Genomic DNA, 25,169 nt, shown 5'->3' with positions numbered 1-25,169 from the left:
TCAGTAGGACTTGGGCAGGCCCAGGCTGTGCTGGGCGACGAAGTTGAGGATCATCTCCCGGCTGACCGGCGCGATCCGGGTCGCCCGCGCGGCCGCGACCAGCGAGGCGACGCCGTACTCCTTGGTCATGCCGTTGCCGCCGAGCGACTGGACCGCCTGGTCGGTGGCGCGGACCGCGACCTCGCCGGCCGCGTACTTGGCCATGTTCGCCGCCTCGCCCGCGGCCAGGTCGTCGCCGGCGTCGTACAGGGCGGCGGCCTTCTGCAGCATCAGCCGGGCCAGCTCGAGCTCGATCTTGATCTGCGCGAGCGGGTGCGCGATGCCCTGGTGTGCGCCGATCGGAGTCTTCCAGACCTGGCGGTCCTTGACGTACGCCGTGGCCTTGCCGAGCGCGTGCCGGGCGATGCCGATCGCGAACGCGGACGCCATGATCCGCTCCGGGTTCAGCCCGGCGAAGAGCTGCAGCAGCGCCGCGTCCTCGGAGCCGACCAGCGCCTCGCGCGGCAGTTGTACGTCGTCCAGATACAGCGCGAACTGCTTGTCCGGGCTGACCAGGTCCATCTCGATCTGGGTGAACTCCACGCCCGGCGCGTCCACCGGCACGATGAACAGGGCCGGTTTGAGCTTGCCGGTGCGGGCGTCCTCGGTCCGGCCGACGACCAGGACGGCCTGCGCGACGTCGAGGCCGGAGATGAAGACCTTGCGCCCGGTCAGCGACCAGCCGTTCTCGGTCCGGCGTGCGGTCGTGGTGATCTCGTGCGAGTTCGAGCCGGCGTCGGGCTCGGTGATCGCGAACGCCATGATCGTCGTACCGTCGGCCAGACCGGGCAGCCAGTGCCGCTTCTGCTCGTCGGTGCCGAACCGCCCGATCACCGTGCCGCAGATCGAGGGCGAGACGACCAGCATCAGCAGCGGGCAGCCCGCGGCGCCGAGCTCCTCCAGCACGATCGACAGGTCGGCCATGCCGCCGCCTCCACCGCCGTACTCCTCGGGGAGGTTGACGCCGAGGTACCCGAGCTTGCCAGCCTCCAGCCACAGCTCGGTGGTGTGCCCACCGCTCCGCGCCTGCCGGTTGAACCACTCGTAGCCGTACTTCTTCCCCAGCTCGCCGACTGCCTTGCGCAGTGCCTGGCGCTCTTCGGACTCGACGAAGCTCATGCTTCCTCCCCTACCACGGCCAGTACCGCCCCGACCTCGACCTGTTGACCTGCCTCGACCCTGAGCTCACTCACCACTCCACCCGCCGGGCTCGCGATCGTGTGCTCCATCTTCATCGCCTCCAGCCACAGCAGCGGCTGCCCTTGCTCGACCTTGTCACCCACCTGTACGCCGACCCGGATCACCGTCCCCGGCATCGGCGCCACCAGCGACCCCGCCGCCACCTGCCGCGACGGATCCTGGAACCGCTCCATCGGCTCCAACGCCACGCTTCCCAGTGGCGAGTCCACACAGACCAACCCGTCGTACGCCGCCACGTCGAACGCCCGCCGTACGCCGTCAACCTCCAGCACCACGCGCTCCGGGCTGCTGGAGACAAGCTCCACGTTGCCGTCCACGTCCAACCCGTCCCGAGTCAGCCGATAGGCAACCTCATGCACCTCGTCCCCAACCCGGTACCTCTTCCGCTGCGGCTGCGAAACCACATTCCGCCACCCACTCGGCACCCGCACCGGCCCACTCCGCCCTGCTGCATCAGCAAGCGCCGCCGCCAACGCCGACAACCACTCAACCTCCGGCCGCACCCCACCCCCCACACCATGCGCCTCAAAGAAGCCGGTGTCAGTGTCTCCAGCCAAAAACGCCGGATGCCGCAGAACCCAGACCAGCAGATCCCGATTCGTCCCCACCCCATGAACCCGCCCCCGCTCCAACACCCCCGCCAACCGCCGAGCCACCGCAGTCCGGTCACTCCCAGAAGCAATCACCTTCGCCAACATCGCGTCGTAGTAAGGCGAAACCTCCGACCCATCCTCAACCCCGGAATCCACCCGCAACCGCGCAGATGCTCCCGCCTGCACCGCACCCCAACTCGTCACGTCGACCGACCGCTCAACCGCATGCCCGTTCGACGGGGTGGTGGAACCGAGCGGCCGGTCGTGGCCGAGGGAGTGGGGTCGGCCGGGGGCCGGCGCACTGTTCATCTCACGCTCCAGCGCGAAGCGGTGGAGCGTGCCTGTTTGGGGTTGCCAGTCGTTGGTTGGGTCTTCTGCGTAGAGCCGGACCTCGATCGCGTGGCCGACTGTCGGCGGGGGCTCCGCCGGGAGACGTGCGCCGTCCGCGATGGCTAGTTGTAGTTCGACCAGGTCCAGGCCTGTGGTTTCTTCCGTGACGGGGTGTTCCACCTGGAGGCGGGTGTTCATTTCGAGGAAGTAGAAGTTGCCTGACTCGTCGGCGAGGAACTCGACCGTGCCGGCGCCGACGTAGTTGATCGCGGCGGCTGCCTTGCGGGCGGCGTCGAAGAGGTGGGGGCGCATGGAGGGGATGCGCTCGACGAGCGGCGACGGGGCTTCTTCGACGACCTTCTGGTGGCGGCGCTGGATGGAGCACTCGCGTTCGCCGACTGCCCAGATCGTGCCGTGCTGGTCGGCCATGACCTGCACCTCGATGTGCCGGCCGGCCGTCAGGTAGCGCTCGCAGAACACCGTCCCGTCCCCGAACGCGGACAACGCCTCCGCCGACGCGGCCTCGATCTCGCCAGGCAGATCCTCCAGCCGCGACACCACCCGCATCCCGCGCCCGCCACCACCGGCCGACGCCTTCACCAGCACCGGCAGGTCGGCAGCCGACACCTCAGCAGGCGTGAGCTCCGCCAGCACCGGCACCCCCGCCGCCGCCATCAGCTTCTTCGCCTCGATCTTCGACCCCATCGACGAGATCGCGTCCACCGGCGGCCCGATCCAGGTCAGCCCGGCGTCGATCACCGCCTGTGCGAAACCGGCGTTCTCGGACAGGAACCCGTAGCCGGGGTGGATCGCGTCGGCGCCCGCCCGCACCGCGGCCTCGATGATGAGGTCACCGCGGAGGTACGTCTCTCCGGGCGTGTTCCCGGGCAGGTGCACCGCCGCGTCGGCCTCGGCGACATGCGGCGAGCCCGCGTCGGCGGTGGAGTGGACCGCGACGGTCGAGAGACCCAGCGAGCGTGCGGTCCGGAAGATCCGCCGGGCGATCTCGCCACGGTTGGCGACCAGCAGCGCGGTGGTCATCGGCATCACATCCGGAAGACGCCGAAGTTGGCGCCGTCGAAGCGGGTGCCCTCGACCGGGGCGGAGTGGATGGCGGACAGGCAGATCCCGAGCACGGTCCTGGTGTCCCGCGGGTCGATCACGCCGTCGTCGTACAGCCGCCCGGACAGGAACATCGGCAGCGACTCCGCCTCGATCTGTCCCTCGACGTACGCGCGCATCGCGGCGTCGCCGTCCTCGTCGTACGGCTGCCCCTTCGCCGCCGCGGCCGCCCGCGCCACGATCGACAGCACGCCGGCCAGCTGCTGCGGCCCCATCACCGCCGACTTCGCCGACGGCCAGGCGAACAGGAACCGCGGGTCGAACGCCCGGCCGCACATCCCGTAGTGCCCGGCGCCGTACGACGCACCCATCAGGATCGAGATGTGCGGGACCCGCGAGTTCGACACCGCGTTGATCATCTGGGCGCCGTGCTTGATGATCCCGCCCTGCTCGTACTCCTGCCCGACCATGTAGCCGGTGGTGTTGTGCAGGAAGATCAGCGGCGTGTTCGCCCGGTTCGCCAGCTGGATGAACTGCGCCGCCTTCTGCGACTCCTCGCTGAACAGCACCCCGCGCGCATTCGCCAGGATCCCGACCGGGTACCCGTGCACCGAGGCCCACCCGGTCGCCAGCGACGACCCGTACAGCGGCTTGAACTCGTCGAACACCGACCCGTCCACCACCCGGGCGATCACGTCCCGCGGGTCGAACGGGATCTTCAGGTCACCCGGCACGATCCCGAGCAGCTCGTCGGCGTCGAAGAGCGGTTCGTCGTACGACGCTGCCGGCGGCGGACCGAGTTTGCGCCAGTTCAGCCGGGACACGATCTGGCGGCCGAGCCGGATCGCGTCCTGCTCGTCGACGGCGAAGTAGTCGGCCAGCCCGGACGTGCGCGCGTGCATCGACGCGCCGCCGAGCGACTCGTCGTCGGCGTCCTCACCGGTCGCCATCTTCACCAGCGGCGGCCCGGCCAGGAACACCTTCGCGCCACCGTCGACCATCACCACGTAGTCGCTCATACCCGGGATGTACGCGCCACCCGCGGTGGAGTTGCCGAACACCAGCGCGATGGTCGGGATGCCCTCGGCCGACAACCGGGTCAGGTTGCGGAACATCGCGCCGCCGGGGATGAAGATCTCCTTCTGCGTCGGCAGGTCCGCGCCGCCGGACTCGACCAGGCTGATCACCGGCAACCGGTTCGCGCGGGCGATCTCGTCGGCCCGCAGCGCCTTCTTCAGCGTCCAGGGGTTGCTCGCGCCGCCCTTGACGGTCGGGTCGTTCGCGGTGATCAGGCACTCCACCCCCTCGACCACGCCGATCCCGGTGACCAGGCTCGCCCCGACCGTGAAGTCCGAACCCCAGCCGGCCAGCGGTGACAGTTCCAGGAACGCCGTGTCCGGGTCGAGCAGCAACTCGATCCGCTCGCGGGCCAGCAGTTTGCCGCGTTTGTGGTGCCGGTCGACGTACTTCTCGCCGCCGCCCGCCAGCGCCTTCGCATGCTCGGCGTCCAACGCGACGAGCTTCTCCAGCATCGCCTCGCGATGGGTCATGGGGCCTCCCGGCCTGGACTGAGGAGCGGAGGGAGCGAAGCGACTGGAGTGACGAGGGAAGGCCGGGAGCCAAAGCCCCATGACCCGCCGCGCGGCAGCGTGGCGATGTGCACAGTCATGTGTACCCCAGTCGTTTCGCGGCCAGGCCGGTCAGGATCTCGGTGGTGCCGCCGCCGATCGCGAGGATCTTCTGGTCGCGGTACTGGCGTTCGACCTCGGCCTCCCGCATGTAGCCGAGACCGCCGTGCAGCTGCAGGGCTTGGTCGCAGACCCACTGCCCGGCCTCGACAGCGGTGTTCTTGGCGAAGCAGGTCTCGGCGATCACGTCCTCGCCGCGTGCAGCCCGCTCGGCGACCGAGTGCACGTAGACGCGGGCGACATCGATCCGGCGGGCCATCTCCGTCAGCGTGTGTTGCACGGTCTGCCGCGAGATCAACGGCCGCCCGAACGTCTCGCGGTTGCGGCACCACTCGACGGTGAGGTCGAGCGCCCGCTGCGCTCCGGCGTACGCCTGCACCGCGAGCGTCAGCCGCTCAGCCACGAAGTTCACCGCAAGCTGCACGAACCCGGTGCCCTGGGCACCTATCAGGTTGGCTGCCGGCACACGGACATCCGTGAACGAGAGCTCGGCCGTGTCCGAGCACAACCACCCCAGCTTCTCGAGCTTCCGCGACACCACGAACCCGGGAGTGTCCTTCTCGATCACCAGCAGGCTGATCCCGTGCGCACCCGGCCCGTCAGTGCGCACCGCGGTCGTGACGAAGTCCGCCCGGCAGCCCGACGTGATGTAGGTCTTCGCGCCGTTGACGACGAACGAGTCACCGTCCCGCCGGGCCGTCGTACGCAGCGAGGCGACATCCGAGCCGCCGTCGGGCTCGGTGATCGCCAGCGCGCCGATCAACGAGCCCTCGAGCGTCGGCCGCACCCACCGCTCGATCTGCTCCTGGTTGCCTGAAGCAACGATATGCGGCAACGCGATCCCACAGGTCAGCAGCGACGCCACCAGCCCACCGGATCCACCCGCGTAGTGCATCTCCTCGACCACCGCGATCGCGTCCGGCAACGAGCCGCCGCCACCGCCGACCGCATCCGCAAAGCCGACCCCGAGCAGCCCGAGCTTCCCCGCCTTCTCGTGCAACTCCCGCGGCAGCTCGCCGGCCCGCTCCCACTCATCCAGGTAGGGCAGGACCTCGGCTGCCATGAACCGCCGTACGGACTCCCGGAAGTCGTTCACAGCAACACCTCCGGCACGTCGACGTACCGGGACCGCAGCCACTCGCCGACCGCCTTCGCCTGCGGATCGAAGCGTGCCTGTGCGGCGACGCCCTCACCCAGCAAGCCTTCGACGACGAAGTTGATCGCCCACAGGTTCGGGAGGAGGTAGCGGGTGACGGTTAGTGGCTGGGTCTCTGGGAGCAGCTCCTGGAACAGCTCGACGGTCAGCGTGTGCGCGAGCCATCGCCAAGCCTTCTCCTGCCGCACCCACACACCAACGTTCGCGTCGCCGCCCTTGTCACCCGACCGCGCCCCGGCGATCCGGCCGAGCGGGACCTCCCGCGTCCGCGGCCGACCACTCGACGCGAGCTGCGGCAACGGCATCGGCAGCTCGGTGTCCTCGACCGGTGTCAGCGGCTGCGTCTCCGCGGCCGGCTCGACCACCTTCCGCGTCCCATCCGGCAGTACGGCGACGTGCTCGACCTCCCGGATATCGACGTACCCGGCCCGGAAGACGCCGTACGGCGATCCGTCGCCAGGCGGCGCGGTGACGTGGAACCCGGGGTAGCTCGCGAGCGCCAGCTCGATCGCGGCGTTGGAGAACGCCCGGCCGACTACCTTCGGATCCGGGTCCTTCGCCGCGCAGCGGAGGAAGACGCTGGCCTCCTCCTCGGTGTCCGCGTTCGGCTTCTCGGTCCAGGTGAGCGACCAGCGCAGTTCGGCGGGCCGCTTCGGGAGCGCCCGCTCGAGCTGGGCCTTCACCAGCTCGGCCTTCTCCTCCAGCTGCAGCCCGGTCAGCACGAAGTCGACCTCGTTGCGGAACCCGCCGACGCTGTTCAGCGACACCTTGTACGTCGGTGGCGGCGGCTCACCGCGGACGCCGCTGATCCGGACCCGGTCGGGCCCGTCGTCGCTCAGCTCGACCGAGTCGAGGCGGGTGGTGACGTCCGGACCGGCGTACCGGGCGCCGGCGATCTCGTACAGCAGTTGCGCCTTGACCGTGTCGATCGTGACCGCGCCGCCGGTGTCGTCGTGCTTGGTGATCACGCTGCTGCCGTCGGCGTGGATCTCCGCGATCGGGAACCCGGGCCGGCCGAGGTCCCGGATCTCGCCGAAGAACGCGTAGTTCCCGCCGGTCGCCTGGCAGCCGCACTCGATCACGTGACCGGCCGCGACCGCTCCGGCGAGCTCGTCGTACTGGGTCCGCTTCCAGCCGTGGTGGGCGGCGGCCGGGCCGACGATCACCGAGGCGTCGGTGACCCGGCCGGTGACGACGACGTCCGCGCCGGCCTGGAGGGCTTCGGCGATCCCCCAGGCGCCGAGGTACGCGTTGGCGGTCAGCGGGGTGCCGAGGCCGAGCTCGTCCGCCCGGCCGAGCAGGTCGTCGCCTTCGACGTACGCGATCCTCGGCTGCAGCCCGAGCTTCCCGGCCAGCTCGGCGATCGCCTGAGCCAGGCCGGCCGGGTTGAGGCCGCCGGCGTTGCTGACGATCTTGACGCCGCGGTCGAGCGCCTCGCCGAGCCCGGTCTCGAGCTGCTTGAGGAACGTCCGCGCGTACCCGAGCGACGGGTCCTTCAGCCGGTCCCGGCCGAGGATCAGCATGGTCAGCTCGGCCAGGTAGTCGCCGGTCAGCACGTCGAGCGGTCCGCCGGTGAGCATCTCCTGGACCGCGCTGAACCGGTCGCCGTAGAACCCGGACGCGTTCCCGATCCTGATCGGCGCGGTCATCCGAACTGCCCCGCCGTACGACCCTTGCCCGGCAGCCCGGCGAACGCCTGGATGATGCCGAGCCATTCCTCCGCGTCGGAACCTTCACTGCGTACGGCGAGGTCGTCGCGATGCCGGCGCTGCGTCGCCAGCAGGCAGAAGTCGAGCGCGGGACCGGTGACCCGCTGCCCGGCGTCGTCGGGACCCCAGGTCCAGGTGTCGCCGTCCGGACCGGTGAGCTCCACGTGGAACGGTTCGGGCGGCGGGGTGCGGTTGTTCAGGAGGTACGCGAAGTCGCGGGTCCGGACCGCCAGGTGGGCGACGTGCCGCAGCCGGTTCGACGGCGGGCGGGTGACCTGGAGCGCGTCGACCACGTCCTGGCCGTGCGCCCACGTCTCCATCAACCGCGCCGTCGCCATCGAGGTCGGACTCATCGGCGGCCCGTACCACGGCACCTTCTGCCCGGCCGGGACCTTCTTGAGCGCCTCGGCGAGGTCGGCCCGCGTCTCCCGCCAGTAGGTCAGCAGCTGGTCGGGCGGCAGCGCGGCCGTCTCGTTGGCGCCCTCGTCGACGTACGTCGCCGGGCTCGCGGCCGCCTTCTCGAGGGAGACCTGGAAGCCGTCCGGATCGGTGACGGCGAGGTGCGCGGCCTCGTCGGTCCAGGCCAGGTGGGCGATCTGGTGCGCGATCGTCCAGCCCTCGGCCGGAGTCGGCGTCGCCCAGTCCTCGGCCGGCAGGCCACCGACCAGCCGGTCCAGCTCGGCGCTCTCGGCCCACAGGTCGGCCAGCACTTCGTCCAGTTGCACGCTGCACTCCCCGCGGTAGGGATGGTGTGCAGCCGAGCGTTGCACGGTCGGGAAAAAGAATCAAGCGTGCTTGTTTTTCACTTTGGCAGCTCAGGCGGCGTCCACTCGGACCATCGCGCGGTCGCCTTCCGCCACGCCGCGGGCGGGATCAGCCGGGCGGCGAGCGAGACCGCGAGGTGGGCGGCCAGGCCGGTGCTCGAGGTCCGCTTCAGGGACGCGCGGGCGGCCTCCTTCATCGGCTTCAGCCGCGCCCGGCGCTGCTCGTCGTACCGCTTCAGCGCCTCGGGCAGCTTGTCGGCGGCGAGGGCGGCGGCCAGGACGACCGCGTCCTCGATCGCCTGGCACGCGCCTTGGCCGAGGTCCGGCGACATCGCGTGTGCCGCGTCCCCGAGCAGGACGACGCGATCCTTCACGTACGTCGGCAGTGGGTCGAGGTCGACGATGTCGTTGTGCAGCACCTGGTCCTCGGGAGTCGCCGCGACCAGTTCCGGGATCGGGCGGTGCCAGTGCCGGACCCGGCGCAGTACTTCGGCGCGATCGTCGCCGTACAACTGGTTCGGCTGGGCGGCGTTGACCATCAGGAACCAGTAGACGCGCTCATCCGGGAGCGGGAGTACGCCGGCCTGCACCCCACGCCCGAACGTCATCGTCTCCTGCACCGGCCATACCGACCCGGAACGCGTCACTCCGCGCCAGACGCTCCGATGCTGGAAGACGGGATCGCCGGACCACAAACTGCGGCGGGTCACGCTGTTGACTCCGTCCGCCGCGATCACCAGGTCGGCGGTGAACTCCTGGCCGTCCGCACAGACCACGGAGCCTTCAGGCGACACCGACACCACCTCGGCGTCGGTGTGCAGCGCCTCGTCGGGCAACTCCTTCCGCAGTACGTCGTGCAGGTCGGCCCGGTGAATCGCGAGTACGCCGACATCCTCCGGGTGACTGTGCCGGAGCCAGCGGCCCGATGACGTCCGGAGGTTGCCGCGGGAGATCGTCGGGACCGACCGGGACCGGATCTCGACGCCGAGCGCGTCCAGCGCCCGCTCCGCGTTCGGCCAGACCGTCAGCCCGGCGCCGACCTCGGCGATGATCGGCGCCCGCTCGAGCACCGTGACCGACCAGCCGATCCGCTGCAGCCCCACCGCTGCCGCCAGGCCGCCGATCCCGGCGCCGATGACGACCGCGGTCGAAGCTTCTTCACGCGTCCCCACGCCTCGGAGGTTACTTCTTCGCGGGAGCGCCGTGTCGAAGTGGTCTAGCAGGTTCGGTGCCGGACGCAAGGGATTCGATCGGTGTGGAAGAGCTGTCTGACGACCCGGTGCCGGTGCTACCCAAGACCAATGCATGGTTCGCTGCCCGGGAAGGCCGCCGAGATCCGGGCGTTGCTGCTCAGCTTGATCGACTCGCTGCCGGAGGGCGCCGCGCTGCCGCCGGAGCGGGAGCTCGCCGTGCGCTGGAACGTGGCCCGGATGACGCTGCGCCGAGCGGTCGACGAGCTGGTGATCGAGGAGTTGCTCGTCCGCCGGCACGGCAGCGGGACGTACACGACCCGGCCGAAGGTGGCGAAGTGGCTGGGCATGATCGGCTTCTCCGAGGACGTCCGGCGGCGCGGGATGCGGCCGGGCAGCACGATGATCGAGTTCCGGCACCAGAAGGCCGAGCGGGCCGCCGCGCGCCGGCTGCGGATCCCGGTCGGCGACCCGATCATCACGTTCACCCGGCTCCGGCTCGCCGACGACGTGCCGATGGTGGTCGAACGCACGACGCTCCCGGCCGGGTACGTCCCCGGTCTGCAGGCCGCCGACCTGGACGGCTCGCTCTACGAGCTGCTCGACTCCCGGTACAGCATCGACCACGTCAGCGGAACGTCCCGGATCGAACCCGTCATGCCCGACGCGAAGACCGCCGGCTGGCTCGACATCCCGACCAGCCAGCCGTGTCTCGCTGTCCACGGCATCAGCTTCGACCGCCGCGACCGCGTCTTCGAGTACACCTCGGCCCTCTACCGCGGCGACCGCTACGCGTTCACCACCGAGCTCCGCACCACGCCGACCCTGCGATCCACGGCCCAGGGCCTGTAGTTGCCCTGAGCAAGAGTTGTTGTCCCGTCACGATGATTACTCTCGGTGGGCAGCCGCTGACTATCGTGGGTGCCGCCATGGATCTCAGAAGCCCGATCAGCACCGTCATCCCGTCGTTGGACGGTCCCGTGTTGCAGGTACTCGCGCGCAGCGAAGGCGGCCTGTCCGGGCGGCAGATCCACAAGCTCGCCGGGACCGGCAGCGTCGCCGGCGTCCGCCTGGTCCTGCAACGACTGGCCGCCACCGGTCTGGTGCACGTCGACGACGTCGGCAACTCGTTGCTCTATCACCTCAATCGCAAGCACCTGGTCGCTCCGGCGGTGGAGTTCCTCGCCGACCTCCGCGGCACCCTCAGCAGCCGGCTCGCCGACGAGATCAGCGCCTGGCGGATCCCGCCGGTGCACGCCAGCCTGTACGGCGCGATCGCGCGCGGCGACGGTGACCTGGAGAGCGACGTCGACGTGCTGCTGATCCGCCCGGACCAGATCGACCAGGGCGACATCCTGTGGGAGGACCAGGCCGCCCGGCTGATGCGAACCGTCGTCGACCTGACCGGCAACCCGGCGCACGTGTTCGAGCTCAGCCGCACCGAGCTCGTCGGTCACGTGACCGAGGAGCCGATCCTCAACGACTGGATGCGGCCGAGTATCCCGCTGTCCGGCCTGCCGCTCGAGTCGCTGATGGCCGACTCCGCGCAACTCGCCGTCCGTTAGTCCCCGAGCAGTGGGGCGAGCAGGCGGGCGATCCGGCTGTCGCGACCGGTCAGCTGCTCCTCGGCGTCCGCGACCGTCACCGCCCGCCGGGCCGCGTTGATCCCGAGCCACCGCAGCGGTTCCGGCTCCCACCGGCGGGATCGATGCCCGACCCACGGCAACCGGGTCAGCGCGGTGTCCCGGCGCAGGATCAGATCCGTCAACGTCCGCCCGGCGAGGTTCGTCGTACTCACGCCGTCCCCGACGTACCCACCAGCCCACGCCAGCCCAGACCCCCGGTCGAGCCCGACCGAGGCGCACCAGTCCCGCGCGACACCGAGCGGCCCGCCCCAAGCGTGCGTGAACCGGACGTCGTCGAGCTCGCCGAACAGCTCCCGCACGGTCGCCCGCAACGACGCGAACACCCGCGGCGCATCGTCGTACGACGGCTTGACCCGAGAGCCGAGGTGGTACGGCGCACCGCGGCCACCGAAAGCGATCCGTCCGTCGGCCGTCCGCTGCCCGTAGATGATCAGGTGTCGCAGATCGCTGAACGTGGGCCGATCCGCCAGCCCGATCCGCGCCCAGGTCGCGTCGTCGAGCGGCTCGGTCGCGACCATCAGCGAGTAGACCGGCAGCAACGTCCGCGTGTGCCCTTTCAACAAGGGCGTGAACCCCTCGGTCGCCCGGACCACGACGTCGGCCCGCACAACGCCGTACGGCGTGACCGCACGACCCGGCCCGATCTCGGTCACCGGCGTCTGCTCGTGGATCGTCACGCCGAGGCGCTCGACGACGCCGGCCAGCCCGCGCACCAGCTTGCCGGGATGGATCGCCGCGCAGTGTGGAGTGAACACCGCCCCGAGCACGTTCGTCGCGTGCACCTTGCGGACTGCTTCCGCGGCACCGAGGAAGCGCAGGTCACCGGGACCCCACTCGTGGGCGTCGGCAACCATCGCGTGGGCGCGGGCGAGCTGGGCCGGACTGCGCGCCAGCGCGACCATGCCGCCCTTGTGGTAGTCGCAGTCGATGCCCTCGGCAAGGCTGACCAGGCCGACCTCGTTGACCGTGGCCTGCATCGCCCGGTGCATCTCGATCGCGGCCTCGCGACTCGATCCCGGCAGCGCCGCCAGCTTGCGCGACGAGGCCGGGAAGAACGCGGAACACCAGCCACCGTTGCGACCTGACGCCCCGAACCCGGCCGTCTCGGCCTCGAGTACGACGATGCGCAGCGCCGGATCGGCTTTCGCCAAGTAGTACGCGGTCCACAGGCCGGTGTAGCCGGCGCCGACGATCGCCACGTCGGCGTCCCGGTCGGCCGCGAGCCCGGGCCGCCCGGCGGCGTGCTCCGCGGGCTCTCCGGTGTCCCCCCAAAGGATCAGCGCACACCCCAGGAATAGGTCTGTTTCACCAACTTGAGGTAGACGAAGGTCTCGGTCGCCTTTACCCCCTCGATCTGTCGGATCCGCTCGGACAGCACCTGCAGCAGGTGCTCGTCGCTCTCGCACAGCACCTCGGCCAGCAGGTCGAACGAGCCGGCCGTGATCACGACGTACTCGACCTCGTCCATCGCCGCGAGCTCGTCCGCGATCGGCTCCAGCGAGCCCTCCGCCTTGATCCCGATCATCGCCTGCCGGTCGAAGCCGAGCTCGAGCGGATCGGTGACCGCGACGACCTGCATCACCCCGGCGTCGGTCAGCCGCTGCACCCGCTGCCGGACCGCGGCCTCGGACAGCCCGACGGCCTTGCCGATGGCGGCGTACGACCGGCGCCCGTCGACCTGGAGCTGCTCGATGATCGCCTTCGAGGTGTCGTCCAGCAACGCCTGGTTCTTGTCCGGGTTCCCCGTTCGCACTGCCACCCCGAGATCCTCTCAGTGTCACGGGGCGTAAGCAAGTCGGCGCAGCGGAATTCGTTGCAAAATGCCCGAACAGCTACGGAATCCCTTGTCTAGATCAGCTCGGTTTGACAGTATCGCCCGCGAAGGCAGCCTTCTAGGAGGTCCGATGAGTCCTCGTCACCAACCTCTGGTCGGCCGCCGGACCGTGCTGCGGGGGATGACGCTGTCCGCCCTCGGGCTGGCCGGCGGTGGTCTGCTGGCCGGGTGCGGCATCCCGCCGGCGAAGCAGGCCGAAGGGGAGTGCGTCAGTACCGACCTGTCCGCGGAGCAGAAGACGCTGATCTTCTCGAACTGGCCCGGGTACATCGACGAGAACGAGGAGGACAGTAAGGCCGCGCCGCCGACGCTGGCCGCCTTCGAGGGCGAGACCGGGATCAAGGTCACCTACACCGCCGACGTCAACGACAACGCCGAGTTCTACGGCAAGGTCCGTGACCAGCTCGGCTCCTGCGAGCCGTGCGGCCGCGACCTGTTCGCGCTGACCGACTGGATGGCGGCCCGGATGATCGGGCTGGGCTGGATCCAGAAGCTCGACCACGCCAACATCCCGAACGTCGACGCCAACCTGCTGCCGAAGCTCAAGGCGCCGAGCTGGGACCCGAACCGCGACCACAGCGCACCCTGGCAGAGCGGGCTGACCGGGATCGCCTACAACTCGAAGGTCACCTCCGAGGTGGGCAGCATGACGGATCTCCTCAACCGCGAGGACCTCAAGGGCCGGATCACGATGCTGTCCGAGATGCCCGACACGATGGGCTTCATGCTGCGCCTGACCGGCGCGGACCCCGGCAACTTCGACGACGCGGAGTGGAGCAAGGCGCTCGAGCTGCTCCAGGACAAGGTCGCCTCCGGCCAGATCCGCCGCTTCACCGGCAACGACTACGTGCAGGACCTCAACGCCGGCAACATCGCCGCCTGCGAGGCCTGGTCGGGCGACGTGATCGCGATGCAGGCGGAGAACCCCGACATCAAGTTCGTCGTCCCCGAAGAAGGCCTCAACCTGTGGTCGGACAACCTGATGGTGCCGAACAGGGCGGACCACAAGGCGAACGCCGAAGCGTTGATGAACTACTACTACGACCCCGAGGTCGCGGCCACGCTGGCGGCCTGGGTGAACTACATCTGCCCGGTCGAAGGCGCCCAGCAGGCGATGGAGGCGATCGACCCGGAGCTGGTCGAGGACCCGCTGATCTTCCCCGACCAGGAAATGCTGGCCAAGACGTTCGCCTTCATGCCGCTGGACACGGCCCAGGCGAAGCTCTACGAAACCGACTTCAACCTCGCGATCGGGGGCTGAGCCCAATGACCAGTGACCTCGTCCTGTCCGGAATCAGCAAGCAGTACGGCGCTCAGCGTGCGGTCGACCAGGTCGAGCTGACCGTCCCGTCCGGCGCGTTCTTCGCGCTGCTCGGACCGTCCGGCTGCGGCAAGACCACCACCCTGCGGATGATCGCCGGCCTGGAGGAACCGAGCACCGGCAGCATCCGGCTGGGTGCGCAGGACATCACCGGACTGCGCCCGTACAAACGACCGGTCAACACGGTGTTCCAGAACTACGCCCTGTTCCCGCACCTCAGCATCTTCGAGAACGTCGCGTTCGGGCTGCGCCGCCGTGGCGTCAAGGACGTGAAACCGCAGGTCGAGGAGATGCTCGAGCTGGTCGAGCTCGGCGCCTTCGGCAAGCGAAAGCCGGCGCAGCTGTCCGGTGGCCAGCAGCAACGGGTCGCGCTGGCCCGGGCCCTGATCAACCAGCCGCAGGTGCTGCTGCTGGACGAGCCGCTGGGGGCGCTCGACCTGAAACTGCGCCGGCAGATGCAGCTCGAGCTCAAGCGGATCCAGACCGAGGTCGGCATCACCTTCGTGCACGTCACGCACGACCAGGAAGAGGCCATGACGATGGCCGACACCATCGCGGTGATGAACGGCGGCCTGATCGAGCAACTCGGCACCCCCACCGAGCTGTACGACCTGCCCGCCACCACGTTCGTGGCGAACTTCCTGGGGCAGTCGAACCTGATCCGGGCCGCGATCATCGGCAAGTCCGACCAGAACCTGGTCCTCGACGTGCACGGCCGGAAGGTGACGGTGCCGCTGCCCCGGTGCCGGGTCACCGAGGGCGAGGTCTGGATGGGGATCCGGCCGGAGAAGGTGTTCCTGGCCCCGGCAGGTACGGAGCAGAGCAACGGCGTGAACCAGTTGCGCGGAGGGGTCGTGACTGACGTCAGTTACGTCGGTGTGAGCACGCAGTACCTGACGCGCTTGCCGTGGGACCAGGAGCTGACGGTCTTCGAGCAGAACACCGGTGCGCGGGAGGCGCTCGAGGTCGGAGACCAGGTGGACCTGCACTGGCAGCCGTCGCACACGTTCGTGCTGGACGCCAGGCAGGACGCACTCGCGGGAGTCGAGGACATCGACGACCCGGGTGGTGCCGGGTGAGCGCGGTCGGTCAGTTGGGGGCGACCGCGCCGACCCCGGCCACCAAACCGGAGCGGTCCGGCCGGCGGCTGACGGCGTACCTGCTGCTGCTTCCGGGCGGACTCTGGTTGCTGCTCTTCTTCGCCGTACCGCTGGTGTCGCTGCTGGCCGCCAGCCTGTACGACCCGAACGGGTCGATCGAGACCGGGTTCGCGATGACCTGGCACTGGCAGAACTTCGTCGACGCGATGGCCGACTACGCGCGCCCGTTCGGGCGGTCGCTCTGGTACGCGCTGCTCACCACCGCGTTCTGCCTGCTGCTCGGCTACCCGCTGGCGTACGCGATCGCGATCAAGGCCGGCCGGTGGAAGAACCTGATGCTGGCGCTGGTGATCGCGCCGTTCTTCACCAGCTTCCTGATCCGGACGCTGTCCTGGAAGCTGCTGCTCAGCGACAACGGGTTCGTGGTCGACTTCCTGCAGACGATCCGGATCCTCGGTCCGGACGGACGGTTGCTGGCGACAACGGCCGCCGTGGTCACCGGGCTCACCTACAACTTCCTGCCGTTCATGGTGCTGCCGCTGTACGCCAGCCTGGAGCGGATCGACCGCCGGCTGATCGAGGCCGGTGGCGACCTGTTCGCCGGTCCGTTCACGACCTTCAGAACGGTTACGCTGCCGCTGTCGATGCCGGGCGTGGTCGCCGGCACGCTGCTGACCTTCATCCCGGCGGCGGGCGACTACATCAACGCCCAGCTGCTCGGCACGCCGAAGCAGCGGATGATCGGGAACGACATCCAGCGCCTGTTCGCCGCCGGCGCCTACCCGACCGCAGCCGCGCTGTCGGTGACGCTGATGGCCGCGATCGTCGTACTCGTGCTCTTCTACGTACGGCGGGCCGGAACGGAGGAGCTGGTATGACCAGAGCCGGCCGGTTCGTCGGGCGCCACCTGATCATGGTGCTCGCGGTGCTCGTGCTGCTGTACCTGTTCGCGCCGATCGCCGTCGTGATCCTGATGTCGTTCAACGCGCCGGAGAGCAAGCTGTCGTACACGTTCGACGGCTTCACCTGGGACAACTGGCTGAACCCGTGCCGGCCGCTCGGACTGTGCGAAGCGGTCAGCACCGGCCTCCGGATCGGCTTGCTGGCCACCGTCATCGCCACCGCGCTCGGGACCTTGATGGCCTTTGCGATGGTTCGGCACCGGTTCCGCGGGCGGTCCGCGACGAACCTGTTCATCTTCCTGCCGATGGCCTCGCCGGAGATCGTGCTCGGCGCGTCGCTGCTGGCCCTGTTCGTGTCCAGCGGGTTCGGCGGGCAGCTCGGGTTCTGGACGATCCTGATCGCGCACGTGATGTTCTGCCTGTCCTTCGTGGTGGTGACCGTGAAGGCGAGGCTGACCGGGATGGACTCCCGGCTGGAACAGGCCGCGATGGACCTCTACGCCAACGAGTGGCAGACGTTCTGGCGGATCACGTTCCCGCTGGTCTTCCCCGGCATCCTGGCCGCCGCGCTGCTCAGCTTCTCGCTGTCCTTCGACGACTTCATCATCACCAACCTGAACGCCGGCACCACGGTGACGTTCCCGATGTACGTCTGGGGATCGGCGCAGCGCGACCTCCCGCCGCAGATCAACGTCGTCGGTACGGCGATGTTCCTGCTCGCCCTCGTCCTCGTGCTCGGCGGCGAACTCGCCCGCCGGCGAAGGACCCGATGACGTCGCCTCTCAGCGAGGCAGAACCGCTGGTCTTCTGGCTCGACGACAAGGCGGCCCCGGAAGCCCTGCCGCCGCTGCATGGAGATGAGGTCGCGGACCTGGCTGTGGTCGGTGGCGGCTACACCGGCCTCTGGACCGCGTTGCGGGCCAAGGAGCGTTACCCGGACCTCGACATCGTGCTGCTCGAGGCGTACACCTGCGGGTCCGCGGCCAGTGGCCGCAACGGCGGATTCTGCGACGCCAGCCTGACCCACGGCTTCGCGAACGGCATGGCCCGCTGGCCGGAGGAGATGCCCGTCCTCGAGCGACTCGGACGGGAGAACCTGGACGCGATCGGCGCCACCATCGCGCGACTCGGGATCGACTGCGACTGGCGCCGTACCGGCGAGCTCACCGTCGCCACCGCGCCCCACCACCTGGACGAACTCGCCTCGGAAGCTGCTGTGCGGGACGGCGTGGTGTTGCTGGACCAGGACGCCGTACGGGCCGAGGTGAACTCACCGACCTATCTCGGTGGGTTGCTCGACGTTGCGAATACTGCCTTGGTCGAGCCTGCCCGGCTTGCTTGGGGACTGCGTGAAGCGTGCCTGGAACTCGGCGTACGGATCTACGAGAACACGCGGGTGCGCCGGCTCTCGTCCGGATTGTTGTCAACAGCAATGGGTTCGGTCCGCGCGGACCGGATCGCGCTGGCGACCAATGCGTTTCCGTCGTTGCTTCGGCGACTGCGGCTCTACACGGTGCCCGTCTACGACCTCGTGCTCGTCACCGAGCCGCTCTCGCCCGCTCAGCTCGCCGCCATCGGCTGGCGCGGGCGCCAAGGCGTCGGCGACGCGTCGAACCTCTTCCACTACTACCGGCTCACCCGCGACGACCGCATCCTGTGGGGCGGCTACATACCTCTCTACTACTACGGCAGCCGCATCAACCCCGCCCTGGAACAACGCGACGACATCCACCTCATGCTCGCCCAGCACTTCTTCGAGACCTTCCCTCAACTGGAAGGCCTCCGCTTCACCCACCGCTGGGGTGGCGTCATCGACACCAGCACCCGCTTCTGCGCCTTCTTCGGCACGGCACACCGGGGCCGCCTCAGCTACGCCCTCGGCTACACCGGCCTGGGCGTAGCCGCCACCCGCTTCGGCGCCGACGTCATGCTCGACCTCCTATACGCCGAATCCACCGACCGCACCGACCTCCGCATGGTCCGCGAACGCCCCCTCCCCTTCCCACCCGAACCCCTCCGCTCAGCCGCCATCCACCTAACCCGCCACGCCATGACCCAAGCCGACACCAACGCCGGCCACCGAAACCTGTGGCTCCGCACCCTGGACCGCCTAGGCCTCGGCTTCGACTTCTAACTGCGGTCAACCCACGCGCGCTACGCACGGGGAACTACAGCTTGGATTCGGCTTCGGTGAGGACTGTGCGGAGGATTTGTTCTATTTCGGTGAAGTGGGACTGGTCGCAGATCAGGGGTGGGGAGAGTTGGATGACGGGGTCGCCGCGGTCGTCGGCTCGGCAGTAGAGGCCGGCGTCGAAGAGGGCCTTGGAGAGGAAGCCGCGGAGGAGGCGTTCGGACTCCTCGTCGTCGAAGGTCTCCTTGGTGGCTTTGTCCTTGACCAGTTCGATGCCGTAGAAGTACCCGTCGCCGCGGACGTCGCCGACCAACGGCAGGTCGAGCAGCTGTTCGAGCGTCGCCCGGAACTCCCCCTCCCGGGCCCGGACGTGCTCGTTGATGGCTTCGCGCTCGAAGATGTCCAGATTGGTCAGCGCGACCGCGGCGGATACGGGGTGGCCACCGAAGGTGTAGCCATGGGCGAACGTGGTGTCGCCGTGCAGGAACGGCTCGGCCAGCCGGTCGGTCGCGATCATGGCGCCGAGCGGGGCGTACCCGGACGTGAGGCCCTTCGCGCAGGTGATGATGTCGGGCTGGTAGCCGTAGCGTTCGGCGCCGAACATGTGGCCGAGCCGGCCGAAGGCGCAGATCACCTCGTCGCTGACGAGCAGGACGTCGTACTCGTCGCAGATCTCGCGGACCCGGTCGAAGTAGCCGGGCGGCGGCGGGAAGCAGCCGCCGGCGTTCTGCACCGGCTCGAGGAAGACGGCGGCGACGGTGTCGGCGCCTTCGTTCTCGATGGCGACCGCGATCTGGTCGGCGGCCCAGCGGCCGAACGCGGCCGGGTCGTCGCCGTGGATCGGGGCCCGGTAGATGTTGGTGTTCGGGACCCGGAACGTGCTCGGCACCAACGGCTCGAACGGCGCCTTCAGCTCCGGTAGCCCGGTGATCGACAGCGCGCCGTGCGGGGTGCCGTGGTAGGCGATCGCGCGGCTGATGACCTTGTGCTTGGCGGGTTTGCCGGTGAGCTTGAAGTACTGCTTGGCCAGCTTCCAGGCGGACTCGACCGCCTCGCCGCCGCCGCTGGTGAAGAACACCCGGTTCAGGTCGCCGGGCGCGTAGCCGGCGACGCGCTCGGCCAGCTCGATCGACTTGGGGTGCGCGTACGACCAGAGCGGGAAGAACGCCAGCTCCGCGGCCTGCTTGGCCGCCGCTTCGGCGAGCTCGGTGCGGCCGTGGCCCAGCTGGCTGACGAACAGCCCGGCCAGCCCGTCCAGGTACCGCTTGCCGCGGGCGTCGTACACGTGCACGCCGTCACCCCGGACGATCACCGGTACGTCGGCCTGCTGGTAGCTCGACAACCTGGTGAAGTGCATCCACAGGTGGTCGCGCGCCGACTGTTGCAGGTGGGCGAAGCCGGCGTCGTCGAGCGTGTCGGACGGCATGTCGATCCCTTCGTCTGGTGCTTGCCGTTGCCCGCCATCCTCCCGCGCCCAAGACATGCTGGCAAGTGATTTCGTGCCATCAGAGCCGATATGGTGTCGATGTCAGCGGTTCACTACGCGATCTGATGCGGAATCCGCATCCTTGGGAGGTGGGCGGGTGGACACGGTGTTCGTCAACGGCGCGGTGTTCGACGGCCACCGGCACCGGCCCGGGCTGTCGGTCGGCGTCCGGTCCGGCCGGATCGTCGCGATCGCCCCGGACGTCACGCAGCTGATCGGCCCCGACACCGATGTCGTCGACCTGGCAGGCGGTCTGCTGCTGCCCGGCTTCGTGGACGCCCACATCCACCCGGTCCAGGGCGGCCTGGAGCGCGCCCGCTGCGACCTCGCGCCGGCGTCCGGCCTCCCGTCGTACCTCGAACGGATCTCGACGTACGCCGGAAGTCACCCGGACGTCCCGTGGATCCTCGGCGGCGGCTGGCACCAGCCGGACTTCGCCAACGGAGCGCCGGCCGTGGCCGACCTCGACACTGTCGTCCCAGACCGTCCGGCCTTCCTGGTGAACGCCGACCACCACGGCGCCTGGGTGAACACCCGCGCGTTGAAACTCGCCGGCATCGACGCGCGGACCCCGGACCCGCCCGACGGCCGGATCGAACGCGGACCGGATGGCGCACCGACCGGCACCCTGCACGAGGGCGCGATGGACCTCGTCGGCCGCCACGTCCCACCCACAACCCACCGGGAGCTCGTCGACGCGCTGACCGACGCGCAGACGTACCTGCACTCACTCGGCATCACCGGCTGGCAGGACGCGATCGTCGGCGACTACGCCAACATGAGCGACCCAGGACCGGCGTACGCCGAGCTGGCAACCGCCGGCCGCCTGACAGCACGCGTGGTCGGCGCCCTCTGGTGGCAGCGCGACCGCGGTCCCGAGCAGATCTCAGACCTGGTGGTACGGCGCGACGCCTTGAGCCAACGGCGGTTCCGGGCGGGCAGCGTGAAGATCATGCAGGACGGCGTGGCCGAGAACTTCACCGCCGGAATGCTCGAGCCGTACTACGACGGCTGTGGTTGCCGCACCGCCAACGCCGGCCTGTCGTTCGTGGATCCGATCGAGCTGCGAGAGAACATCACCAAGCTGGACGCCGAAGGCTTCCAGGTCCACGTGCACGCGATCGGGGACCGCGCGGTCCGTGAGGCGCTGGACGCGTTCGAGGCGACACTGCAGCGGAACGGCGACCGCGATCTGAGGCACCACATCGCTCACCTTCAGGTCGTGCATCCGAAGGACATCGCGCGGTTCGCCCAGCTCGGCGTCACCGCGAACCTGCAGGCGTTGTGGGCGGTTCGGGATGCGCAGATGGTGGACCTCACGATTCCGTTCCTCGCGCCCGAGCGGGCCGGGTGGCAATACCCGTTCGGCGACCTGGCCCGGTCGGGCGCACGGCTCGCGGCCGGCTCCGACTGGCCGGTGTCGAGTCCGGACCCGCTGGCCGCCGTACACGTCGCGGTGAACCGGAGCTCGCCTGACGACGCCGACCCGTTCCTGCCCGAGCAGGCCCTGGACCTGGCGACCGCGTTGGCGGCGTACACGTCGGGGAGCGCGTGGCTGAACCACGAGGACGAGACCGGACGGATCCAGGCCGGCGCGCTCGCGGACCTGGCCGTTCTCGACCGGGACCCGTTCGCCGGACCGGTTGCGGAGATTGCCGAGGCCCGGGTGCGGGCCACCTATGTCGAAGGCGTCTGCGTCTTCGGTGATCGATCGACGAGATAAGGACTGACATGGCTGAGCTCAGGAACTTCGTGGACGGCAAGTCGGTGGGTGCGCTCAGTGGAGCGACGTACGACGTCATCGAGCCGGCGACCGGCGCGGTCTACACGCAGGCGTCGCGGTCCGGGCCCGAGGACGTCGACCAGGCGATGACCGCGGCGGCCCGTGCCTTCGAGACCTGGCGGGACACCACGCCGGCCGAGCGGCAGCTGGCGCTGCTGAAGATCGCCGACGCAATGGAGCAGCGCGCCGACGAGTTCGTGCAGGTGGAGAGCCGGAACACGGGCAAGCCGCTGGCGCTGACCGCGAGCGACGAGGTGCCGCCGTGTGTGGACCAGTTGCGGTTCTTCGCCGGTGCGGCCCGGGTGCTGGAGGGCCGGTCGGCCGGTGAGTACCTGGCCGGCCACACCTCGTGGATCCGGCGGGAGCCGATCGGTGTCGTCGGACAGGTCACGCCCTGGAACTACCCGCTGATGATGGCGATCTGGAAGATCGCGCCGGCGCTCGCGGCCGGCAACACCGTCGTCCTGAAGCCGAGTGACACCACGCCCGCGTCGACCGTGCTGCTGGCTGAGCTGTGCGGCGAGTTCCTGCCGCCCGGCGTGCTCAATGTCGTGTGCGGTGACCGGGACACCGGCCGGGCCCTGGTCGACCACGAGATCCCGCAACTCGTCGCGATCACCGGATCGGTCCGGGCCGGGATGGAGGTCGCGTCCGCCGCGTCGCGTCAGCTGAAGCGCACGCATCTCGAGCTCGGCGGCAAGGCACCGGTCGTGGTCTTCGACGACGCCGACCTGGAGAAGGCGGCGCAGGCGATCGCGGACGCGGGCTACTTCAACGCCGGCCAGGACTGCACCGCTGCCACCCGCGTGCTGGCTGGACCGCGCATCCACGACGACTTCGTCGACGCCATCTCCGACCTGGCGCGCGACGTCAAGACCGGGCCGCCCGACGATCCGGACGTCGCGTACGGCGCCCTGAACAACGCCAATCAGCTCAGCCGGGTCAGCGGCTTCATCGACCGGCTGCCCGACCACGCGACGCTTCGCACCGGCGGGCAGACGGTCGGCGACCGCGGGTACTTCTACGCGCCGACCGTGGTCTCCGGACTGCGGCAGGACGACGAGGCGATCCAGCAGGAGATCTTCGGGCCGGTCGTCACCGTCCAGCAGTTCACCGACGAGGACGAGGCACTGCGCTGGGCGAACGGCGTCGAGTACGGCCTGGCCTCGTCGGTCTTCACCCGCGACCACGGCCGCGCGCTGCGGATGGCCCGCCGCCTCGACTTCGGCTGCGTCTGGATCAACACCCACATCCCGATCGTCGCCGAGATGCCGCACGGCGGCTTCAAGCACTCCGGCTACGGCAAGGATCTCTCCATGTACGGCCTCGAGGACTACACCCGCATCAAGCACGTCATGTCGAACATCGAGCCCTAGTGGTCTAAACGAGGTCCTTTACCTGCACGCCCGGTTCGCGCCAGAGTAGGGCGCGAGAACAGGCCAAGAGGAAGACCGGTATGACGAGCGTTGCCATCGACGGTGGGCAGTCCGCCCTCAGACTGCGGGTCCTCCCCACCGGGCAGGTCGGCACCGGGCCGGGCTACGTGCACGGTCCGGACAGCATCCCGCGGTCGCTGGAGGCAATCCGGACCGCCGCAGCCGCTGCAGACCTTGCCGGCCCGGTGGAGGTCGTCGCGCTGGGACTGACCGGGTTCCCGCCCGTGCGCGAGGTCGCAGAGGCACTGGCTGCACAGGTAGCTGAGTTGCTGGACGCCAGTGAGGTGCGCCTGACCCAGGACATGGTGACCGCGCACGCAGGTGCACTAGCCGACGGGTACGGCGTGGTGGTTGCTGCCGGCACCGGACTGGTCTGCCTGGCCGTCGACCGGGACGGCTCCTGGCACAAGGTGGACGGCCACGGTTACCTGTTCGGCGACGCCGGGAGCGCCTTCGCCATCGGTCGCGCCGGGCTGGTCGCCGTACAGCGGGCTCGGGACGGTCGTGGGCCGGCCACGAAGCTCGCGGACACCACGCTGGATCCGGTGACGCTTTACAGGTCCGCCACTCTGGTGGACGACGTCGCCCGGTTCGCTCCAGAGGTACTGCGTTGTGCCGCCGAAGGTGACCCGGTCGCGACGGACCTCGTCGTACGGGCCGCGCGGGACATCGCCGAGACGATCGACGCGGCCGTCGCAACGCTCGCGGGACGGGGTGAAGTCCCGGTGGCGTGCGTCGGCGGCCTGCTCGCCGGCGCGGGCGAGCAACTGCTCGGTCCGGTTCGCGCGGCCGTGCCCGACCGAGTGCAGCTCGTGCCAGCCGCCGGGACGTCCCTCGACGGCGCAGAGCGCTTGGCGACGAGTCCACCGGGTCCGTACGCCGACCTGATCATCACCCACCGCTCGTGACGGTGCTAATGCCGCCCCTCCGGCGCGGCGGGTCATGGGGCTGGAACTCCCGGCCTTCCCTCGTCACTCCAGTCGCTGTGTTGACTGCGCTCCTCAGTCCAGGCCGGGAGGCCCCATGAGCAGGCTGCCGCCCGGCAGCCTGGTGGTGTCGTGCCAGTCCATCCCGGGAGACCCGTTCGACTCCGCGGAGCTGATGGCCTTGATGGCGCGCGCCGCCGAGCTGGGCGGAGCGGACGCGATCCGCGCCAACGGCCCCGAGCACGTCGCCGCGATCCGGGCCGTCACCACGTTGCCGATCATCGGCATCCACAAGGTCGGCGATCCGTCGGGTGTGTTCATCACCCCGACGTTCGAGGCCGCAGCCGGTGTCGTGGCGGCAGGCGCCGATCTGATCGCCCTGGATGCGACCCTTCGGCCACGGCCGGACGGGCGGTCGCTGAGCCATCAGATCGACCGCATTCACACCGAGCTGGGTGTACCAATCCTGGCCGATGTGGACACCTTCGACGCCGGCCTCGCGGCGTACCGCGCCGGTGCCGACCTGGTCGCGACCACCCTCTCGGGCTACACCGGCGGCACTACGCCGTCCGGACCGGACGTCGACCTGGTCCGGCGACTTGCCGCCGCGGTGGATTGCCCGGTGGTCGCCGAGGGGAGGATCAGGACACCCGAAGACATTCGCGCCGTCGTCGACGCCGGTGCGCACGCCGTCGTCGTCGGCTCCGCGATCACCAACCCCACCCACATCACCGCCCACCTGGCGAGCGCCTTGCCGCCGAAGTGGTCTACTCGACCTCACCCCTGACCGCTCGATCCTGGAGACGCCCCTCGATTCCGTCGGCCCTTGCGGGCTATCTTGACTGGACCGGAAAGTTTTCACCGGCACGACCG

The 25,169-nt window shown here is 69.6% G+C and carries 21 protein-coding genes; 11 read left to right on the top strand and 10 right to left on the bottom strand.

The window, feature by feature from the left end:
• From ACWCOV_RS22815 to ACWCOV_RS22785, 7 genes are all read right to left on the bottom strand, one after another.
• Positions 1-1,158 carry an acyl-CoA dehydrogenase family protein gene (locus ACWCOV_RS22815; protein WP_449831308.1) on the bottom strand — a complete coding sequence of 386 codons (1,158 nt, stop codon included), beginning with the start codon at positions 1,156-1,158 and terminating at the stop codon, positions 1-3.
• The gene (locus ACWCOV_RS22810) at positions 1,155-3,203 is read right to left on the bottom strand and encodes an acetyl/propionyl/methylcrotonyl-CoA carboxylase subunit alpha (protein WP_449831307.1); all 2,049 of its coding nucleotides are present in this window, start codon (positions 3,201-3,203) and stop codon (positions 1,155-1,157) included. Before ACWCOV_RS22810 ends, ACWCOV_RS22815 begins: the two co-directional genes overlap by 4 nt.
• A 5-nt stretch (positions 3,204-3,208) precedes the next feature.
• Positions 3,209-4,774, bottom strand: coding sequence for an acyl-CoA carboxylase subunit beta (locus tag ACWCOV_RS22805; protein ID WP_449831306.1), 1,566 nt, complete (start codon positions 4,772-4,774; stop codon positions 3,209-3,211).
• Between the two features lie 115 nt (positions 4,775-4,889).
• Positions 4,890-6,008, bottom strand: a complete 1,119-nt coding sequence (locus ACWCOV_RS22800) for an acyl-CoA dehydrogenase family protein (protein WP_449831305.1) — start codon at positions 6,006-6,008, stop codon at positions 4,890-4,892.
• Positions 6,005-7,717 carry an acyclic terpene utilization AtuA family protein gene (locus ACWCOV_RS22795; RefSeq protein ID WP_449831304.1) on the bottom strand — a complete coding sequence of 571 codons (1,713 nt, stop codon included), beginning with the start codon at positions 7,715-7,717 and terminating at the stop codon, positions 6,005-6,007. The genes ACWCOV_RS22800 and ACWCOV_RS22795 overlap by 4 nt, the downstream gene beginning before the upstream one ends.
• Complete coding sequence (locus ACWCOV_RS22790) at positions 7,714-8,502, bottom strand: TIGR03084 family metal-binding protein (protein WP_449831303.1); 789 nt, start codon at positions 8,500-8,502, stop codon at positions 7,714-7,716. Before ACWCOV_RS22790 ends, ACWCOV_RS22795 begins: the two co-directional genes overlap by 4 nt.
• A gap of 77 nt (positions 8,503-8,579) precedes the next feature.
• Positions 8,580-9,713 carry an FAD-dependent monooxygenase gene (locus ACWCOV_RS22785; RefSeq protein WP_449831302.1) on the bottom strand — a complete coding sequence of 378 codons (1,134 nt, stop codon included), beginning with the start codon at positions 9,711-9,713 and terminating at the stop codon, positions 8,580-8,582.
• 129 nt (positions 9,714-9,842) lie between these two features.
• On the opposite strand from ACWCOV_RS22785, the gene ACWCOV_RS22780 reads away from it, so the two are divergent.
• Together ACWCOV_RS22780 and ACWCOV_RS22775 are read left to right on the top strand one after the other, a co-directional pair.
• Positions 9,843-10,583, top strand: coding sequence for a GntR family transcriptional regulator (locus ACWCOV_RS22780; RefSeq protein WP_449831301.1), 741 nt, complete (start codon positions 9,843-9,845; stop codon positions 10,581-10,583).
• A gap of 77 nt (positions 10,584-10,660) precedes the next feature.
• Entirely contained in the window at positions 10,661-11,296 is a 636-nt protein-coding gene (locus ACWCOV_RS22775) for a hypothetical protein (protein ID WP_449831300.1), read from the top strand.
• On the opposite strand, the gene ACWCOV_RS22770 is transcribed toward ACWCOV_RS22775, so the two are convergent.
• Entirely contained in the window at positions 11,293-12,576 is a 1,284-nt protein-coding gene (locus ACWCOV_RS22770) for an NAD(P)/FAD-dependent oxidoreductase (protein WP_449831299.1), read from the bottom strand. The genes ACWCOV_RS22775 and ACWCOV_RS22770 overlap by 4 nt on opposite strands.
• A 77-nt stretch (positions 12,577-12,653) precedes the next feature.
• On the bottom strand, positions 12,654-13,136 hold the full coding sequence (locus ACWCOV_RS22765; protein ID WP_449831298.1) for an Lrp/AsnC family transcriptional regulator: 483 nt from the start codon (positions 13,134-13,136) through the stop codon (positions 12,654-12,656).
• A gap of 145 nt (positions 13,137-13,281) precedes the next feature.
• Between ACWCOV_RS22765 and ACWCOV_RS22760 the strand changes: the two genes are divergently transcribed.
• Genes ACWCOV_RS22760 through ACWCOV_RS22740 form a run of 5 tightly spaced genes read left to right on the top strand, consistent with a single transcriptional unit; the run spans position 13,282 to position 18,668 of the window.
• Positions 13,282-14,472: a polyamine ABC transporter substrate-binding protein gene (locus tag ACWCOV_RS22760; RefSeq protein ID WP_449831297.1), complete on the top strand. Its 1,191-nt coding sequence runs from the start codon at positions 13,282-13,284 to the stop codon at positions 14,470-14,472.
• 5 nt (positions 14,473-14,477) lie between these two features.
• Complete coding sequence (locus ACWCOV_RS22755; protein ID WP_449831296.1) at positions 14,478-15,611, top strand: ABC transporter ATP-binding protein; 1,134 nt, start codon at positions 14,478-14,480, stop codon at positions 15,609-15,611.
• Positions 15,608-16,510 carry an ABC transporter permease gene (locus ACWCOV_RS22750; RefSeq protein WP_449831295.1) on the top strand — a complete coding sequence of 301 codons (903 nt, stop codon included), beginning with the start codon at positions 15,608-15,610 and terminating at the stop codon, positions 16,508-16,510. The genes ACWCOV_RS22755 and ACWCOV_RS22750 overlap by 4 nt, the downstream gene beginning before the upstream one ends.
• Entirely contained in the window at positions 16,507-17,307 is an 801-nt protein-coding gene (locus ACWCOV_RS22745) for an ABC transporter permease (RefSeq protein ID WP_449831294.1), read from the top strand. Before ACWCOV_RS22750 ends, ACWCOV_RS22745 begins: the two co-directional genes overlap by 4 nt.
• Positions 17,304-18,668, top strand: coding sequence for an NAD(P)/FAD-dependent oxidoreductase (locus ACWCOV_RS22740; RefSeq protein WP_449831293.1), 1,365 nt, complete (start codon positions 17,304-17,306; stop codon positions 18,666-18,668). The genes ACWCOV_RS22745 and ACWCOV_RS22740 overlap by 4 nt, the downstream gene beginning before the upstream one ends.
• Positions 18,669-18,702: 34 nt before the next feature.
• On the opposite strand, the gene ACWCOV_RS22735 is transcribed toward ACWCOV_RS22740, so the two are convergent.
• Complete coding sequence (locus tag ACWCOV_RS22735) at positions 18,703-20,091, bottom strand: aspartate aminotransferase family protein (RefSeq protein ID WP_449831292.1); 1,389 nt, start codon at positions 20,089-20,091, stop codon at positions 18,703-18,705.
• A 157-nt stretch (positions 20,092-20,248) separates the two neighbouring features.
• Between ACWCOV_RS22735 and ACWCOV_RS22730 the strand changes: the two genes are divergently transcribed.
• The 4 genes from ACWCOV_RS22730 (at position 20,249) to ACWCOV_RS22715 (ending at position 25,083) form a co-directional block, all read left to right on the top strand.
• Positions 20,249-21,874, top strand: a complete 1,626-nt coding sequence (locus tag ACWCOV_RS22730; protein WP_449831291.1) for an amidohydrolase — start codon at positions 20,249-20,251, stop codon at positions 21,872-21,874.
• An 8-nt stretch (positions 21,875-21,882) separates the two neighbouring features.
• Positions 21,883-23,310 (top strand): gamma-aminobutyraldehyde dehydrogenase, encoded by a 1,428-nt coding sequence (locus tag ACWCOV_RS22725; RefSeq protein WP_449831290.1) that lies wholly within the window; start codon positions 21,883-21,885, stop codon positions 23,308-23,310.
• Between the two features lie 80 nt (positions 23,311-23,390).
• The gene (locus ACWCOV_RS22720) at positions 23,391-24,278 is read left to right on the top strand and encodes an N-acetylglucosamine kinase (protein ID WP_449831289.1); all 888 of its coding nucleotides are present in this window, start codon (positions 23,391-23,393) and stop codon (positions 24,276-24,278) included.
• Positions 24,279-24,393: 115 nt separating this feature from the next.
• Positions 24,394-25,083: an N-acetylmannosamine-6-phosphate 2-epimerase gene (locus ACWCOV_RS22715; protein WP_449831288.1), complete on the top strand. Its 690-nt coding sequence runs from the start codon at positions 24,394-24,396 to the stop codon at positions 25,081-25,083.
• Positions 25,084-25,169: the final 86 nt, after the last annotated feature.

It is taken from the genome of Kribbella sp. NPDC002412 (genome assembly GCF_053592935.1).
Note: the sequence above shows the minus strand (reverse complement) of the source record. Positions and strands in the feature narration are given on the sequence as shown.

Excerpts from the sequence above, each read along its gene's own strand:
- ACWCOV_RS22755 (WP_449831296.1), top strand. The coding sequence starts at position 14,478 with ATGACCAGTGACCTCGTCCTGTCCGGAATCAGCAAGCAGTACGGCGCT.
- ACWCOV_RS22780 (WP_449831301.1), top strand. The coding sequence starts at position 9,843 with ATGCATGGTTCGCTGCCCGGGAAGGCCGCCGAGATCCGGGCGTTGCTG.
- ACWCOV_RS22805 (WP_449831306.1), bottom strand. The coding sequence starts at position 4,774 with ATGACCCATCGCGAGGCGATGCTGGAGAAGCTCGTCGCGTTGGACGCC.
- ACWCOV_RS22715 (WP_449831288.1), top strand. The coding sequence starts at position 24,394 with ATGAGCAGGCTGCCGCCCGGCAGCCTGGTGGTGTCGTGCCAGTCCATC.
- ACWCOV_RS22795 (WP_449831304.1), bottom strand. The coding sequence starts at position 7,717 with ATGACCGCGCCGATCAGGATCGGGAACGCGTCCGGGTTCTACGGCGAC.
- ACWCOV_RS22720 (WP_449831289.1), top strand. The coding sequence starts at position 23,391 with ATGACGAGCGTTGCCATCGACGGTGGGCAGTCCGCCCTCAGACTGCGG.
- ACWCOV_RS22775 (WP_449831300.1), top strand. The coding sequence starts at position 10,661 with ATGGATCTCAGAAGCCCGATCAGCACCGTCATCCCGTCGTTGGACGGT.
- ACWCOV_RS22760 (WP_449831297.1), top strand. The coding sequence starts at position 13,282 with ATGAGTCCTCGTCACCAACCTCTGGTCGGCCGCCGGACCGTGCTGCGG.
- ACWCOV_RS22735 (WP_449831292.1), bottom strand. The coding sequence starts at position 20,091 with ATGCCGTCCGACACGCTCGACGACGCCGGCTTCGCCCACCTGCAACAG.
- ACWCOV_RS22810 (WP_449831307.1), bottom strand. The coding sequence starts at position 3,203 with ATGACCACCGCGCTGCTGGTCGCCAACCGTGGCGAGATCGCCCGGCGG.
- ACWCOV_RS22745 (WP_449831294.1), top strand. The coding sequence starts at position 16,507 with ATGACCAGAGCCGGCCGGTTCGTCGGGCGCCACCTGATCATGGTGCTC.
- ACWCOV_RS22725 (WP_449831290.1), top strand. The coding sequence starts at position 21,883 with ATGGCTGAGCTCAGGAACTTCGTGGACGGCAAGTCGGTGGGTGCGCTC.
- ACWCOV_RS22740 (WP_449831293.1), top strand. The coding sequence starts at position 17,304 with ATGACGTCGCCTCTCAGCGAGGCAGAACCGCTGGTCTTCTGGCTCGAC.
- ACWCOV_RS22815 (WP_449831308.1), bottom strand. The coding sequence starts at position 1,158 with ATGAGCTTCGTCGAGTCCGAAGAGCGCCAGGCACTGCGCAAGGCAGTC.